Below are 15,269 nucleotides of genomic sequence, written 5' to 3' on the forward strand. Positions count from 1 at the left end.
TTTTTAAGAAGCGTAAAATACCACGTTGTAGTATCCGCTGAGTTAATAGACAACTTGCGAAGCGGAATATAAATATCGCTAAAGCGTCGCAGGCAAATCCTCTTTACTGCGACAGAACATTCACATAGTAAACAGGAGCTTGCATGTCCAACGATTATCTCTTCACGTCCGAATCCGTCTCGGAAGGCCACCCCGACAAGGTTGCCGATCAAATTTCCGACGCCATTCTCGACGCCATCCTGACCCAGGACCCGAACGCCCGCGTGGCCGCCGAAACGCTGTGCAACACCGGCCTGGTGGTGCTGGCGGGTGAAATTACCACCCACGCCAATGTGGATTATATTCAAGTTGCGCGCGAGACCATCAAACGCATCGGTTACGACAACACCGAATACGGCATCGACTACAAGGGTTGCGCCGTGCTGGTGGCCTACGACAAGCAGTCGCCGGACATCGCGCAAGGCGTCGATGAAGGTGCCGGCATCGACCTCGACCAGGGCGCCGGCGACCAGGGCCTGATGTTCGGCTACGCCTGCGATGAAACGGCCGAGCTGATGCCCGCCGCCATCCACTACGCGCACCGTCTGGTCGAGCGCCAGTCGCAATTGCGCAAGGATGGCCGCCTGCCATGGCTGCGTCCGGACGCGAAATCGCAAGTGACCTTGCGCTATGTCGACGGCCGCCCTGTCGGCGTGCACACGGTGGTGCTGTCGACCCAGCATGCGCCGGAAATGACGCATGCGCAGATCGAAGAAGCCGTGATCGAGGAAATCATCAAGCCGATTTTGCCGCGCGAGTGGCTGACGGAAACCAAATTCCTCGTCAACCCGACCGGCCGCTTCGTCATCGGCGGCCCGCAAGGCGATTGTGGCCTGACCGGCCGCAAGATCATCGTCGACACCTACGGTGGCGCGGCCCCGCACGGCGGCGGCGCGTTCTCGGGCAAGGACCCCTCGAAAGTCGACCGTTCGGCCGCCTACGCCGCCCGCTACGTGGCGAAAAACATCGTCGCCGCCGGCCTGGCGCGCCAGTGCCAGGTGCAGGTCAGCTACGCCATCGGCGTGGCCAAGCCGATCAATATCACCGTCTATACCGAAGGCACGGGCGTGATTCCCGACGCGGAAATCGCGAAACTGGTGCTGGCTCACTTTGACCTGCGTCCGAAAGGCATCGTGCAGATGCTGGACCTGCTGCGCCCGATCTACCAGAAGAGCGCCGCCTACGGCCACTTCGGCCGCGAAGAGCCGGAATTCACGTGGGAGCGTACCGACAAGGTCGCCCTGTTGCGTGATGCGGCTGGCCTGAAGTAAAGCCCTTTCAATGCGTGAGAGAGCACTTGCTTTGGGGTGCTTTCGACGTTAAATCCAGCGGGCCGGAGACGCAGGCCCGAGAAAATGCCGATGGCGGCGTTGCAGCTTCCTTGCCGTACATTCGTACTGTCTGCGTCGCTGCGCCTTGCCCTCGACATTTTTCGGCCACGCTTGGCCCGAGAGCCAGTGCTGGCGACTTGGGTGCTGGCATTGCAGTCTGACAAGTGGCGCGAATTTGATTGGCGCGCCGACCTTGACAATGTTAAAATCCGGCGTCCGAGGAGCGTTGCGACGAAGAAATTCGCCAGGCTCGGAATATCCTGCAACTGCGCTCACGTACCTTTTTCACAACTGAAAGGAGGGCGTGATGAACGCCGTACTCAAATCGCAACACGACTACACCATCGCCGATATCACCTTGGCCGCATGGGGCGACAAAGAAATCAAGATTGCTGAAACGGAAATGCCTGGCCTGATGGCCATCCGCGAGGAATTCGCGGCAGCGCAGCCATTGAAGGGCGCGCGCATCACCGGTTCCATCCACATGACCATCCAGACCGCCGTGCTGATCCAGACCCTGGAAGCACTGGGCGCGCAAGTGCGCTGGGCGTCGTGCAACATCTATTCCACGCAAGACCACGCCGCCGCCGCCATCGCCGCCGCCGGCACGCCGGTATTCGCCGTCAAGGGCGAGTCGCTGGACGACTACTGGGAATACACGCACCGCATCTTCGAATGGCCTTCGGTCGACGGCAAGGCGGTCTACTCGAACATGATCCTCGACGATGGCGGCGACGCGACCCTGCTGCTGCACCTGGGCGTGCGCGCCGAGAGCGATGCTTCCGTGCTGTCGAACCCGACCTCGGAAGAAGAGATCTGCCTGTACAACTCGATCAAGCAGCGCCTGGCCGTCGATGCCACCTGGTACTCGAAGCGCCTGCCGGAAATCCTCGGCGTGACCGAAGAAACCACCACCGGCGTGCACCGCCTGTACCAGATGCATAAAGAAGGCAAGCTGGCCTTCCCTGCGATCAACGTCAACGACTCCGTCACCAAGTCGAAATTCGACAATCTGTACGGCTGCCGCGAATCGCTGGTCGACGGCATCAAGCGCGCCACCGACGTGATGATCGCCGGCAAGGTTGCCGTGATCGCCGGTTATGGCGACGTCGGCAAGGGTTCGGCCCAGGCCATGCGCGCGCTGTCGGCGCAAGTATGGGTGACGGAAGTCGATCCGATCTGCGCCCTGCAGGCGGCGATGGAAGGCTACCGCGTGGTGACCATGGATTACGCCTGCGAACACGGCGACATCTTTGTCACCTGCACCGGCAACTACCATATCCTGACGCACGATCACCTGACGCGCATGAAAGACCAGGCCATCGTCTGCAACATTGGTCACTTCGACAATGAAATCGACGTCGCCTCGCTCAAGCAATACGAGTGGGAAAACATCAAGCCGCAAGTCGACCACATCATCTTCCCGTCGGGCCGCCGCATCATCCTGCTGGCCGAAGGCCGCCTGGTCAACCTCGGTTGCGGTACCGGTCACCCGTCGTATGTGATGAGCTCGTCGTTTGCCAACCAGACGATCGCCCAGATCGAACTGTACGCCAATACGGCCAACTACCCGGTCGGCGTCTACACGCTGCCGAAACACCTCGATGAAAAAGTCGCGCGCCTGCAACTCAAAAAGTTGAATGCGCAACTGACGGAACTGACCCAGGAGCAAGCTGACTACATCGGCGTGCGTACGGAAGGTCCATACAAACCGGAACACTATCGTTACTAATCGGTAGGCTGGGCTGTACATCACCCTCCCGGGGCCGGCGCCCGCCGCCGGCCTGACTCTTCTTTTGACAGGCTAAAGAAATGCGCTTGCTTCTGATCTGGTTTATCAATGCGGCAGCCCTGTTTGCCGTGCCTTACCTGATGCATTCGATCACCATGAGCAGCGGCTGGACCGCGCTGCTGGCCGCTGCCTTGCTGGGGCTGGTCAATGCCCTGATCCGTCCGCTGCTGGTCGTGCTGACCCTGCCGGTGACCTTCGTGTCGCTGGGCCTGTTTATCCTGATTATCAACGGCTTTCTGTTCTGGCTGGTGGCGCAGGTGGTCGATGGCTTCCATGTCGCCAGTTTCTGGTCGGCCGTGGGTGGCGCCATTCTGTACAGCATCATTTCCTGGGCCTTGTCGACCTTACTTTTGAGTAAAACCGATGGCAACCCATAACTTCAGTATTGAGTTTTTCCCGCCGAAAACCCCGGAAGGGGCGGAAAAATTGCGTGTCACGCGCGCCAGGCTGTCCGAACTGCAGCCGAAGTATTTTTCGGTGACGTTCGGCGCCGGCGGCACCACGCAGCAGGGCACGCTCGACACCGTGCGCGACATCCTGGCGGCCGGCGAAGAAGCCGCACCGCATCTGTCCTGCGTCGGCGGTTCGCGCGAGTCGATCCGCGCCGTGCTGGCCGATTTCAAGGCGGCCGGCGTGAGCCGCATCGTGGCCTTGCGCGGCGACTTGCCGAGCGGCTATGGCGCATCGGGCGAGTTCCGCTACGCCAACGAGCTGGTGGAATTCATCCGCGCCGAGACGGGCGACCATTTCCATATCGAAGTGGCGGCCTATCCCGAAGTGCATCCCCAGGCCCGTTCGCCGCAAGACGACCTGCAGGCGTTTGCGCGCAAGGTGCAGGCCGGCGCCGATGCGGCCATTACCCAGTATTTTTATAATGCTGACGCGTATTTCCAGTTTGTCGAGCAGACGCAGAAGATCGGCATCAACGTGCCCATCGTGGCCGGCATCATGCCGATCACGAACTACACACAGCTGATGCGCTTCTCCGACATGTGCGGTGCAGAAATTCCACGCTGGGTGCGGCTGAAACTGGCCAGCTTCGGCGACGACAGCGCCTCGATCAAGGCCTTTGGCCTCGATGTGGTGACCAGCCTGTGCGAACGCCTGCTCGAAGGCGGCGCACCGGGCTTGCATTTCTATAGCATGAACCAGGCGGCGCCCACCACCGCCTTGTGGCAGCGGCTGGTCAAGTAATCCCGTTCTGATTTCTTCAGAGCAGATCGCCCTCGGTCACGATGTGATCGAGGGCGATGTCATATGGGCCGCTGGCAAACTGCGCCTGCAGGCAGCCATAGGCGATGCCCAGGGTACGCGGGCGCGGCGCCTGTTCCAGCGTGCGGTCATAGTAACCGCCGCCATAACCGAGCCGGTAGCGCTCCGGATTGAAACCCAGGCACGGTACCAGCAGGGTCGCCGGGGCGGTCCGCAAGCGCAGCTCGGCCGGCACGGCCACGCCCATGCCGTCCTTGACCATGAGCTCGCCCGGCGTCCAGCTTGTAAACGCCAGCGGCGCATGCTTTTCCAGTACCACCGGCAGGCTCAATGCCACGCCACGCGTGTTGAGTTCGGCGTAGGCGGCATGCAGGTCGGGTTCGCCATGGAGGGGCCAGTAGACGGCAAGTTCGGCAATGTTTTCAGTTGCACACCATGCCAGCAGGCGCTGTGCGATGGCCGCATCCCACTGCCTACGGACGGCTTCGGGCAGGGCGCGGCGGGTCGCCAGCAGGGCTTTGCGCAGGCTGGCCTTTTCCTGTAGAGCAATGGGTGGCGAGCTGGCCGGATCGCATGTTATTCTAGGGTCGCTATTCATATCACCATCAAGCCTACATTGAGAGTCGTACATTGATTTCCCCACTGAAATGGATTGCCGGTACGATGCTGTGTGTTGCATCCGCCTTCACACCCCTGGCCGCATTTGCCCAGGCCGCCACCCCAGTCAATCCGGCCGTCCCCGATACGCGCAGCGAAGATGACGCTTTCCTGCTGCTGCGCGACGCCGCGCGCAAGGACGATCTCGAGAAGGTCGATTTTTATGCCGGCCGCCTGGCCAATTACCAGGTGCCCTCCTATGTCGACTATTATCGGCTGAAACCGCGCATCCGGCAGCTCTCCGAAGCGCAATTTCGCGATTACCTGGCCCGCTACAAGGGCAGCGCGATCGCCGACCGTTTCCGCAACGACTGGCTGCTGGAACTGGGCCGCCAGCGCAACTGGGTGATTTTCGATGAACAATATCCGCAGTTCGCGCTCGATGACGATACCCAGCTGAAATGCTATGCGCTGATGTCGCGCGTGGCCAAGGGCCAGAAAGTGGCGGACGAGGCGCGCAACCTGTTGCTCTCGCCGCCCGGTTATGGCGAAGCGTGTGGCAGCCTGATCACGGCGCTGGCGCAAAGCGGGCAGTTCGACAGCAACGATTTATGGGCGCAGATCCGCCTGGCCGGCCAGAGCAACGCCACCGGCCCGGCGCGCCGCATCGCGCTGCTGCTGGGCGCCTCGGACGCGAAAATGGCGCAGGCGATCGACCTGCCGGCGCTGGTGCTGGCCAAGGGCCCGGGCGACAGCCGTGCCGACCATGAAATGTACCTGGTGGCCGTGGGCCGCATGGCCAGGAGCACGCTGAAACTGGGCGTGGTGGCGCTGCAAAAAAACCTGTCCCGGCTGACGGCGCAGGAACAGGCGATAGGCTGGGCCAGCCTGGCCTTGCAGGCCTCGTATTCGCTGGCGCCGGAAGCGCTGGAATACTGGCAGAAGTCCAGCGGTGCGCCGCTGACCCAGGAACAACTGCAGTGGAAGACAAGGATCGCCCTGCGTGAAGGCAACTGGCCGCTGGTGAAATCGACCATCCAGGCCATGCCGACGTCCCTGCGCCAGGACCCGGCCTGGGTCTACTGGCTGGCGCGCTCCTTGCAGGCGGAAACCCCGGGCCGTGCCAACGCCCAGGCCGACAAGCTGTACCGCAGCATCAATGACCAGTCGAATTTCTATGGCTTGCTGGCCAATGAAGAGCTGGGCAACCATCTGGTGCTGCCGCCACCGGGCCAGCCGGTCAGCCCGGCGGAAATCGCCGCCATGGCCGCCAATCCGGGCCTGCAGCGCGCGCTGAAATTTTTCAATATGCGCCTGCGTTTCGAGGGTACGCGCGAATGGAACTGGGAATTGCGCTCGATGACGGACCGCCAGCACCTGGCGGCCGCCGAATTTGCGCGCCAGAACAATGTGCTCGACCGCATGGTCAACACCTCGGACCGCACGCGCCTGGAAGTGGACTATACGCAGCGCTACCCGACGCCGCACGACGACGTGATGCATCCGGCCACGCAGACCCTGGGCCTGGACAAGGCCTGGGTGTATGGCCTGATCCGCCAGGAATCGCGCTTTATCATGGATGCCCAGTCGCATGTGGGCGCTTCCGGCCTGATGCAGGTGATGCCGTCGACGGCCCGCTATGTGGCCAAGAAGATCGGCTTGAGCGATTTCGTCACGGAAACGCTCAGCGATGTGCGCACCAACGTGTTGCTGGGTACCAATTACCTGAACATGGTATTGGGTGGCCTCGATGGCTCGCAAGTGCTGGCCAGCGCCGCCTATAACGCCGGCCCGGGCCGGCTGCGCATCTGGCGCGCCACCATGACGCGCCCGCTGGAAGGGGCCGTGTTTGCCGAAACCATTCCGTACACGGAAACGCGCACCTACGTGAAAAACGTGATGTCCAACGCCACTTATTATGCGGCCCTGTTTGAAAAGAGCCCGCAGTCGCTGAAGGCCCGCCTGGGTACGGTGGGTCCGAAAAACAGCGCGATTGCCGCCGATTTGCCTTAATCTCACTAACCGACAGCCGATCATGCAAACCACCGTCCTTGACCCCAGCCTGAAGCAAGCCCTGTCCAGCGCGCGCGAGCCCGGCCTGACCCTTATTATCGGCAACAAGAATTATTCGTCCTGGTCGATGCGGCCGTGGGTGGCGCTGCACGCCTTCGGCATTGCGTTCCAGGAAGTACGCGTGCTGCTCGACCAGAAAGATACGTCGAGCAAGATCGCCGAATATTCGGCCTGCGGCCGCGTACCCGTGCTGCTGGCCGGCGAGATCACCATCTGGGACAGCCTGGCCATTTGCGAATACCTGGCCGAACAGTTTCCGGACAAACACCTGTGGCCGCAGGACGTGGCCGCGCGCGCCATGGCACGCTGCATCTGCGCCGAAATGCATTCGGGTTTTACGGACCTGCGCAACGATATGTCCATGCATATCAAGGCGCACCTGCCGGGCCGAGGCCGCACGCCGGGTGCCCAGGCCGATATCGGCCGCATCAGCGAAATCTGGGAAGAGTGCCTGTCGCGTTTCGGCCACCATCAGTTCCTGTTCGGCGAGTTCTCGATTGCCGACGCCTATTTCGCGCCCGTCGTAATGCGCTTCCGTACCTATGGCGTGTCGCTGGCGCCAGCCCTGAACGCGTATTGCGAGCGCGTGCAGGCGCACCCGGCCGTGGCACGCTGGATCACGGAAGCGCTGGCCGAGACGGAAGTGGCGGCCAAGCATGATGCCGATTTGCCGGATTAAGCGGGACTGTGCCTGAGATGAAGATTTATACGGTCGGCGGCGCCGTGCGCGACGCCTTGCTGGGCTTGCCGGTCAAGGACCATGACCATGTGGTGGTGGGCGCCACGCCGGAGCAGATGCTGCGCAAGGGCTTCCGGCCGGTCGGCAAGGATTTTCCTGTGTTCCTGCACCCGCAGACCCAGGAGGAATACGCACTGGCCCGCACCGAGCGCAAGACGGCGCCCGGCTACCGGGGCTTTGTCTTCCATGCGGCGCCCGACGTGTCGCTGGAAGACGACCTGGTGCGGCGCGATCTGACCATCAATGCGATTGCCCGCGACGAAGACGGCCAGTTGAGCGATCCGTTTGGCGGCGTCGACGATATCCATAATAAAGTGTTCAGGCACGTCTCCGACGCCTTTGGCGAAGACCCGGTGCGCGTGCTGCGCCTGGCCCGCTTTGCCGCCCGCTTCGGCGATTTTACGGTGGCGCCCGCTACCCTGGCGCTGATGCGCGGCATGGTGGCGCAGGGCGAAGTCGATGCGCTGGTGGCCGAGCGCGTCTGGCAGGAGGTGGCGAAGGGCTTGATGGAAGCGCAGCCGTCGCGCATGCTGACGGTGCTGCAGGACTGCGGCGCCCTGGCGCGCATACTGCCCGAGCTGACCGTCAATGACCGTCTGTTGCAGGTGATCGACCGCGCAGCCGCCGAAGGCCATGAACTGTGCGTGCGCTTTGCCGTGCTGATGCTGGCGGTGCCGGTGGTACACATCAATACATTGGGCGAGCGCCTGCGCGTGCCGAACGACTGCCGCGAGCTGGCGGTGATGGCGGCGCGCGAGCAGCTTGTTATCGAAAATGCGCTGGCCTTGAGCGCGGAAGAACTGGTCAGTTTGTGCGAGCGCTGCGACGGCCTGCGCAAGCCGCAGCGTTTTGTGCAGATGCTGCAGGCGGTCGAATGTGCTGCGCGAGTGACTCGGGACCGCGCTTTTCCGCAGTCCGCCTGGCTGCAAGCGATGCTGGCGGCCGTGCGCGGCGTCGATGCGGGTGCGCTGGCGCTGGGCTGCGCACAGGAACCGAGACGTATCCCGCAAGTCATTCATGCCGCGCGCGTGGAAGCCGTCAGCAACGTGATCAGCAGCCGGGAAGTGCCATGACCCTGCCGAAACTGTTCCAGAATCCGTTTCGCCGCTGGCTGCAAAAAACCGGTGATGCGCGTCCGGCGGTGCTGGTCAAGCAGCTGCACGAGCGCGACCGGCGCCGGATGATGAAACACTTCTTGTCGCTGGAAAAGAGCGACCGCCTGCTGCGCTTCGGCAGTTCCCTGCCCGACGAGCTGGTGGCGCAATATGTGCAGAAGATGGATTTTTCGCGCGATATGGTCTACGGCGTCTACAGCAGCACCTTCAAGCTGGTCGGCGTGGGCCACCTGGCGTTTGCGCCGAAAGACAAGTCGCCCGCGAAAAGCGTGGTGACGACCAAGGAGCAGGTGGCCGAGTTCGGCGTGTCGGTGTCGAAATCGATGCGCGGCATGGGCGTGGGCTCGAAGCTGTTCGAGCGGGCGGCGATTCACTGCCGCAACAACGATGTCGATACGCTGTACATGCATTGCTTGTCGTCCAACAAGACGATGATGCATATCGCCAAGAAGGCGGGCATGGAAATCCAGCGCGAATATGGCGAAGCCGATGCCTATCTAAAACTGCTGCCGCCCAACCCCAGCAGCATGCTGCAGGAAGCGGTGCAGGAACAGTTCGCCATGTTCGACTACACCTTCAAGGCCAATGCGCGCGCCGCGTCCAAGCTGTGGGACAGCCTGCCGGGGCGCAAGAAAAAGCCCCAGGAACCGCCGTCACAATAAGGGCAGGGCGGTCGTATCCTTGATACGCTGCAGGGCAAAGCTCGATTTCACGTCCAGCACTGCCGGATGGCGCAACAGGGTCGCCATCATGAAGCGCGAAAAATGCTCCATGTCTTCCACGTGCACGCGCAGCAGGTAATCCATTTCGCCCGTCATCGCATAGCAGGCCACCACTTCCGGCCATTGCGACACGGCCACCGCGAAATCGGCCCGTGGCGAGGTGGTCGTCACCAGGTTGGGCGCCAGCACGCGCGCCGTGCTGTGGGTATGGGCGGCGGCGTCGCTGTGCTTTTCCAGCCGCACATTGACATAGGCCAACAGGCCCAGGCCGATCTTTTCAGGGTCCAGCAGGGCCACGTACTGGCGGATCACGCCCGCTTCCTCCAGCCGTTTGACCCGCCGCAGACAAGGCGATGGTGACAGGCTGACCTGTTCGGCCACGTCCTGGTTTGACAGCCGGCCGTCGGCCTGCAGCACCGAGAGGATCTTGCGGTCGGTTTTATCCAGCGTAATTTTGCTCATGCGTACCTCCGTGGGACTTGTTTCACGCAATATTATTGCGCAAATCATGGTTGTTCGGGAGATCTTTGGCATTTAATGCCGGCCGCCCCCGCCTATACTGTGCCCTACTTCTAGGAGGAGACATCATGCAATTTCAACCTTGGGATAACCCGATGGGTACCGATGGTTTCGAGTTCGTCGAGTATGCAGCACCAGACCCAAAAGCATTGGGCGAGCTGTTCGAGAACATGGGCTTCACGGCCATCGCGCGCCACCGCCACAAGGATGTGACCCTGTACCGCCAGGGCGACATCAATTTCATCATCAACGCGGAACAGGATTCGTTCGCCCAGCGGTTTGCCCGCCATCACGGCCCGTCCGTATGCGCCATCGCGATCCGCGTCGATGACGCCGCCTTTGTGTACCGCCGCGCGCTGGAGCTGGGCGCCTGGGGTTTTGACAACAAGACCGGGCCGATGGAGCTGAATATCCCCGCCATCAAGGGCGTGGGCGATTCGCTGCTGTACTTCGTCGACCGCTGGCGCGGCAAGGGCGCCGACAAAGCCGGCGCCGCGGCGCCGGGCGGCATCGGCGACATCAGCATCTACGACGTCGATTTTGTCGCCATTCCCGGCGCGGTCGCCAATCCGGTCGGCCATGGCCTGACCTATATCGACCACCTGACGCACAATGTGCACCGTGGCCGCATGAAGGAATGGGCCGGTTTCTATGAAAACCTGTTCAACTTCCGCGAAGTGCGCTATTTCGATATCGAAGGCAAGCACACGGGTCTCAAGTCGAAAGCCATGACCTCGCCCTGCGGCAAGATCCGCATCCCGATCAATGAATCGTCGGACGACAAGTCGCAGATCGCCGAGTACCTGGACCAGTATCACGGCGAAGGCATCCAGCATATCGCGCTGGGCACCGACAATATCTACGGCTCGGTGCAGGGCATGCGCGACACCGGGATCGATTTCCAAGACACCATCGAAACCTATTACGAACTGGTCAACCGCCGCCTGCCGAACCACGGCGAGCAGCTCGATGAACTGCGCCGTCTGCGTATCCTGATCGACGGTCACAGCACCGAAACCGAACGCGAACTGCTGCTGCAGATCTTCACGCAGACGGTGATCGGCCCGATCTTCTTCGAGATTATCCAGCGCAAGGGCGACCAGGGTTTCGGCGAAGGCAACTTCCGCGCGCTGTTCGAATCGATCGAGCTGGACCAGATCAAGCGCGGGGTGTTGCAGGTCAAGAGCGTTGCCTGATTTTTACCGGTGGTGTTTGTCGGGTTACGCCCTGCGGGCTAACCCGACCTACGCTACTGTTCGAATCGATCGAGCTGGACCAGATCAAACGCGGCGTGTTGAAAGACACGAGCGTCGCTTGAAAAATAACAAAAAGTAATAAAAAAAGCACCCGCCCGGGAGTGCAGTGCAGCAAAAGAACCGCGCGCATTCCTGTGGTAGTCTACGACAAACAAGTCATTTTTCCGCACCGTCGCGCTTACAAGGCATGGCGGTACGTGTGAGTTCAACCGACTTTGCACGCGTAGCACAGAGAATAATGGAGACAAGTAATGAATGCACCAGTCAAGGGCTCGAATCTTGAGCCGGGCGCGCACGCGTCCGATATTTCCCTCAACGACAAATACACGCTGCAGCGCGGCCGCGCCTTCATGACCGGCACGCAGGCGCTGATCCGCCTGCCGATGATGCAGCGCGAACGCGACCTGAAAGCGGGCCTCAATACGGCCGGCTATATCACCGGCTACCGCGGTTCGCCCGTCACCTCGGTCGACATGACGGCCGTAAAAGCCAAGAAATACCTGGACGAACACCACGTCAAGTTCCACCCGGGCCTGAATGAAGACCTGGCGGCCACGGCCGTGTGGGGCACGCAGCAGACCAATCTGTTCGAAGACGCCAAATACGACGGCGTGTTCGGCATGTGGTACGGCAAGGGCCCGGGCGTGGACCGCTGCGGCGACGTCTTCAAGCACGCCAACAACGCAGGTTCCGCCAAGCACGGCGGCGTGCTGGTGCTGGCCGGCGACGACCATGCGGCCAAGTCGTCGTCCACCGCGCACCAGTCCGACCATATCCTGAACGCCTGCGGCATTCCGGTGCTGTACCCGTCGTCGGTGCAGGAATATATCGATTACGGCCTGCACGCCTGGGCCATGAGCCGCTATACGGGCCTGTGGGTATCGATGAAATGCGTGACCGATATTATCGAATCGGGCGCGGCTGTCGACTTCGATCCGGACCGCGTGCAGATCACCCTGCCGACCGACTTCGAAATGCCGGCCGGTGGCCTGAACATCCGCTGGCCGGACACCGTGCTGGAGCAGGAAGTGCGGATGAACAGCTACAAATGGTATGCCGCGCTGGCCTACGCGCGCGCCAACAAGCTCAATAAAATCATCTGGGACAGCCCGAAAGCGCGCATCGGCATCATTACCGCCGGCAAATCCTACCTTGATACACGCCAGGCGCTGGCCGATCTCGGCATCGACGAGCAGACGGCGTCCGATATTGGCATCCGCCTGTACAAGATCGGCATGACCTGGCCGCTGGAAGCGGACGGCGTGCACGAGTTCGCCAAGGGCCTCGATGAGATCCTGGTGGTGGAGGAAAAACGCCAGATCCTCGAATACGCGCTCAAGGAGGAACTGTACAACCTGAAGGATGGCGAGCGTCCGCGCGTGGTCGGCAAGTTCGACGACACGGGTGAATGGAGCAACCAGAAGGGCACCGGCCACGGCGACTGGCTGCTGCCGGCCACCTATGAACTGAACCCCGCCATGATTGCGCGCGCGATCGCCAGCCGCATCTCGCGCTACTACGCCGGCCATCCGGTCGAGCAGCGCGTGAAGGAGCGCATCGCCTACCTGGAAGCGAAGGAAAACGTCCTCAAGGCCATCAGCGTGAAACCCGATCCACAAAAGGACCGCACGCCGTTCTTCTGCTCGGGCTGCCCGCACAACAGTTCGACTAAAGTCCCCGAAGGCTCGCGCGCGCTGGCCGGCATCGGCTGCCACTATATGGTGCTGTGGATGGACCGCGAAACGTCGACGTTTACCCATATGGGCGCCGAAGGCGTGACCTGGGTCGGCCAGGCGCCGTTCACCAATGAAAAGCACGTGTTCACCAACCTTGGTGACGGCACGTATTTCCACTCCGGCATTTTGGCGATCCGCGCGGCCGTGTCGGCCAAGGTGAACATCACCTATAAAATCCTGTTCAATGACGCGGTGGCGATGACGGGCGGCCAGGAATTCGACGGGCCGTTATCGCCGGCGATTATCTCGCGCCAGATCGCCGCCGAAGGCGTGGGCCCCATCATTGTCGTCACCGACGAGCCGGAAAAATATCCGTCCGACTACGCCTGGGCCGAGGGCGTCACCGTGCGCCACCGTTCCGAGCTGATGGACGTGCAGCGCGAACTGCGCGACATGCCGGGCGTGTCGGCCATGATCTACGACCAGACCTGCGCCTCGGAAAAACGCCGCCGCCGCAAACGCAATGAATACCCGGACCCGGCCAAGCGCGCCGTGATCAACGAAGCCGTCTGCGAAGGCTGCGGCGACTGTTCCGTGCAATCGAACTGCCTGTCGGTGGAACCGCTGGAAACCGAGCTGGGCCGCAAGCGCCAGATCAACCAGTCGTCCTGCAACAAGGATTTTTCGTGCACCACGGGTTTCTGTCCGAGTTTTGTCACGGTGGAAGGCGGCGGCCTGAAAAAGCCGAAAAAAGCGGCCAGCGCCGACCAGGGTGGCCCGGAAGTTCCGGCCCTGCCGACACCCGTGATTCCGACCACGGCCGAGCCGTTCGGTATTTTAGTCACCGGCATCGGCGGCACGGGCGTGGTCACCGTCGGCCAGATCCTGGCGATGGCGGCCCACGTCGAAGGCAAGGGCTGTTCCGTGCTCGACATGAGCGGCCTGGCGCAAAAGGGCGGCCCGGTGATGTCGCACGTGCGCCTGGCGGACCGCCAGGAAGATATCCATTCCACCCGCGTCGGCACCGGCGCGGCCGATCTGGTGATCGGCTGCGATTTGATCGTCACCGCCAGCCGCGACGCCTTGTCGCGCATGGGGGAAGGGCGCAGCTGGGCCATGATCAACTCGACCAGTTCGTCGACGGCGGCGTTCGTGAAAAACCCGGACTGGCAGTTCCCCGGTGCCTCCGCGCGCATGGAAATCGAAAAAGCCTGCGGCAAGGACCATGTGGACTTTATCGACGCGGGCCAGATCGCCACGGCGCTGATGGGCGACTCGATCGCCACCAATATGTTCATGCTGGGCTACGCCTGGCAAAAGGGCAAGGTACCGCTCAGCGAGGCGGCGATCATGAAAGCCATCGACCTGAACAATGTGTCGGTGGCCTTCAACAAGGCCGCCTTCAACTGGGGCCGCGCGGGCGCCCATGACACGGCCAGCCTGCAGCGCATGACGGCGCCGGCCAAAGTGGTCGAGTTCAAGCGCATCGACACGCTCGACGACATCATCGAGAAAAGGGTGGCCTTGCTGACGGCCTACCAGGACCGTGCCTATGCGCAGCAGTACCTGGACTTCGTCGGCCAGGTGCGCGCCGCCGAGAGCGCCCTGAACGGCCCGCAGCTGCGGCTGACGGAAGCGGTGGCGCGTTATTTCTACAAGCTGATGGCCTACAAGGACGAGTACGAAGTGGCGCGGCTGTACACGGACGGCGCGTTCCAGGCCAAGATCGCCGCCATGTTCGAAGGCGACATCAAGCTCAAGTTCCACCTGGCGCCGCCGATCATGGCGAAGACCGATGCCCAGGGCCACCTGGTGAAAAAGGAATTCGGCCCGTGGATGATGAAGGCCTTCGGCGTGCTGGCCAAGCTGAAAGGCCTGCGCGGCGGTACCTTCGACATCTTCGGCTACACGGCCGAGCGCAAGATGGAACGCGCGCTGATCGAGGAATACCGCCGCACGGTGGGCGGCCTGCTGCCGAAACTCACTACGGCGAAACTGGCACAAGCGGTGGCGATCGCCAGTATCCCGGAGGATATCCGCGGCTATGGCCATGTGAAGGAACGGCACCTGGTGGCGGCGAAAGAGAAGGAGGCCAGCCTGCTGACTGCATTCAATGCGCCGCTGGTCGCGCCACCATTGACGCCGACGCCGCTGGCCGCCACTGTGGCATGATGTACGCTCACACCAGGCTGTCAACC

General features: G+C 62.0%; 12 protein-coding genes and 1 riboswitch. Of the genes, 10 read left to right on the top strand and 2 right to left on the bottom strand.

Going from position 1 to position 15,269, the window contains the following annotated elements; translation table 11 throughout:
* Nucleotides 1-143 precede the first annotated feature (143 nt).
* The 4 genes from metK (at nucleotide 144) to metF (ending at nucleotide 4,356) form a co-directional block, all read left to right on the top strand.
* Nucleotides 144-1,310, top strand: coding sequence for a methionine adenosyltransferase (gene metK / locus Q8L25_RS02800; protein ID WP_308923469.1), 1,167 nt, complete (start codon nucleotides 144-146; stop codon nucleotides 1,308-1,310).
* Nucleotides 1,311-1,583: 273 nt separating this feature from the next.
* A riboswitch (S-adenosyl-L-homocysteine riboswitch) is annotated at nucleotides 1,584-1,651 on the top strand.
* A 26-nt stretch (nucleotides 1,652-1,677) separates the two neighbouring features.
* Nucleotides 1,678-3,102, top strand: a complete 1,425-nt coding sequence (gene ahcY / locus Q8L25_RS02805) for an adenosylhomocysteinase (protein ID WP_308923470.1) — start codon at nucleotides 1,678-1,680, stop codon at nucleotides 3,100-3,102.
* Between the two features lie 80 nt (nucleotides 3,103-3,182).
* Nucleotides 3,183-3,539, top strand: coding sequence for a phage holin family protein (locus Q8L25_RS02810; RefSeq protein WP_308923471.1), 357 nt, complete (start codon nucleotides 3,183-3,185; stop codon nucleotides 3,537-3,539).
* Complete coding sequence (gene metF / locus Q8L25_RS02815; RefSeq protein ID WP_308923472.1) at nucleotides 3,526-4,356, top strand: methylenetetrahydrofolate reductase [NAD(P)H]; 831 nt, start codon at nucleotides 3,526-3,528, stop codon at nucleotides 4,354-4,356. The genes Q8L25_RS02810 and metF overlap by 14 nt, the downstream gene beginning before the upstream one ends.
* Nucleotides 4,357-4,372: 16 nt before the next feature.
* On the opposite strand, the gene Q8L25_RS02820 is transcribed toward metF, so the two are convergent.
* Nucleotides 4,373-4,972, bottom strand: coding sequence for a 5-formyltetrahydrofolate cyclo-ligase (locus Q8L25_RS02820; protein WP_308923473.1), 600 nt, complete (start codon nucleotides 4,970-4,972; stop codon nucleotides 4,373-4,375).
* 65 nt (nucleotides 4,973-5,037) lie between these two features.
* Here Q8L25_RS02820 and Q8L25_RS02825 point away from each other — a divergent pair, with 65 nt between their 5' ends.
* From Q8L25_RS02825 to Q8L25_RS02840, 4 genes are read left to right on the top strand one after another with little or no spacing between them, the layout of a single operon-like run.
* On the top strand, nucleotides 5,038-6,984 hold the full coding sequence (locus Q8L25_RS02825; RefSeq protein ID WP_308923474.1) for a transglycosylase SLT domain-containing protein: 1,947 nt from the start codon (nucleotides 5,038-5,040) through the stop codon (nucleotides 6,982-6,984).
* Nucleotides 6,985-7,006: 22 nt separating this feature from the next.
* Complete coding sequence (locus tag Q8L25_RS02830; RefSeq protein ID WP_308923475.1) at nucleotides 7,007-7,723, top strand: glutathione S-transferase family protein; 717 nt, start codon at nucleotides 7,007-7,009, stop codon at nucleotides 7,721-7,723.
* A 17-nt stretch (nucleotides 7,724-7,740) separates the two neighbouring features.
* Nucleotides 7,741-8,856, top strand: a complete 1,116-nt coding sequence (locus tag Q8L25_RS02835) for a multifunctional CCA tRNA nucleotidyl transferase/2'3'-cyclic phosphodiesterase/2'nucleotidase/phosphatase (RefSeq protein WP_308923476.1) — start codon at nucleotides 7,741-7,743, stop codon at nucleotides 8,854-8,856.
* Nucleotides 8,853-9,560, top strand: a complete 708-nt coding sequence (locus Q8L25_RS02840; protein ID WP_308923477.1) for a GNAT family N-acetyltransferase — start codon at nucleotides 8,853-8,855, stop codon at nucleotides 9,558-9,560. The genes Q8L25_RS02835 and Q8L25_RS02840 overlap by 4 nt, the downstream gene beginning before the upstream one ends.
* Here Q8L25_RS02840 and Q8L25_RS02845 read toward each other — a convergent pair.
* Nucleotides 9,552-10,082: an Lrp/AsnC family transcriptional regulator gene (locus tag Q8L25_RS02845; RefSeq protein WP_308923478.1), complete on the bottom strand. Its 531-nt coding sequence runs from the start codon at nucleotides 10,080-10,082 to the stop codon at nucleotides 9,552-9,554. The genes Q8L25_RS02840 and Q8L25_RS02845 overlap by 9 nt on opposite strands.
* Before the next feature lie 125 nt (nucleotides 10,083-10,207).
* Here Q8L25_RS02845 and hppD point away from each other — a divergent pair, with 125 nt between their 5' ends.
* Both hppD and Q8L25_RS02855 read left to right on the top strand, forming a co-directional pair.
* A complete protein-coding gene (gene hppD / locus Q8L25_RS02850; RefSeq protein ID WP_308923479.1) occupies nucleotides 10,208-11,335 on the top strand; it encodes a 4-hydroxyphenylpyruvate dioxygenase in 1,128 nt (375 codons plus the stop codon).
* Nucleotides 11,336-11,646: 311 nt separating this feature from the next.
* Nucleotides 11,647-15,243, top strand: a complete 3,597-nt coding sequence (locus tag Q8L25_RS02855) for an indolepyruvate ferredoxin oxidoreductase family protein (protein ID WP_308923480.1) — start codon at nucleotides 11,647-11,649, stop codon at nucleotides 15,241-15,243.
* Nucleotides 15,244-15,269 lie beyond the last annotated feature (26 nt).

The organism is Janthinobacterium sp. J1-1 (assembly GCF_030944405.1).
GTDB lineage: Bacteria > Pseudomonadota > Gammaproteobacteria > Burkholderiales > Burkholderiaceae_D > Janthinobacterium.

Bases quoted from the DNA above. Each gene is read 5' to 3' on its own strand.
- metK (WP_308923469.1), top strand. From the start codon at position 144: ATGTCCAACGATTATCTCTTCACGTCCGAATCCGTCTCGGAAGGCCAC.
- ahcY (WP_308923470.1), top strand. From the start codon at position 1,678: ATGAACGCCGTACTCAAATCGCAACACGACTACACCATCGCCGATATC.
- Q8L25_RS02810 (WP_308923471.1), top strand. From the start codon at position 3,183: ATGCGCTTGCTTCTGATCTGGTTTATCAATGCGGCAGCCCTGTTTGCC.
- metF (WP_308923472.1), top strand. From the start codon at position 3,526: ATGGCAACCCATAACTTCAGTATTGAGTTTTTCCCGCCGAAAACCCCG.
- Q8L25_RS02820 (WP_308923473.1), bottom strand. From the start codon at position 4,972: ATGAATAGCGACCCTAGAATAACATGCGATCCGGCCAGCTCGCCACCC.
- Q8L25_RS02825 (WP_308923474.1), top strand. From the start codon at position 5,038: ATGCTGTGTGTTGCATCCGCCTTCACACCCCTGGCCGCATTTGCCCAG.
- Q8L25_RS02830 (WP_308923475.1), top strand. From the start codon at position 7,007: ATGCAAACCACCGTCCTTGACCCCAGCCTGAAGCAAGCCCTGTCCAGC.
- Q8L25_RS02835 (WP_308923476.1), top strand. From the start codon at position 7,741: ATGAAGATTTATACGGTCGGCGGCGCCGTGCGCGACGCCTTGCTGGGC.
- Q8L25_RS02840 (WP_308923477.1), top strand. From the start codon at position 8,853: ATGACCCTGCCGAAACTGTTCCAGAATCCGTTTCGCCGCTGGCTGCAA.
- Q8L25_RS02845 (WP_308923478.1), bottom strand. From the start codon at position 10,082: ATGAGCAAAATTACGCTGGATAAAACCGACCGCAAGATCCTCTCGGTG.
- hppD (WP_308923479.1), top strand. From the start codon at position 10,208: ATGCAATTTCAACCTTGGGATAACCCGATGGGTACCGATGGTTTCGAG.
- Q8L25_RS02855 (WP_308923480.1), top strand. From the start codon at position 11,647: ATGAATGCACCAGTCAAGGGCTCGAATCTTGAGCCGGGCGCGCACGCG.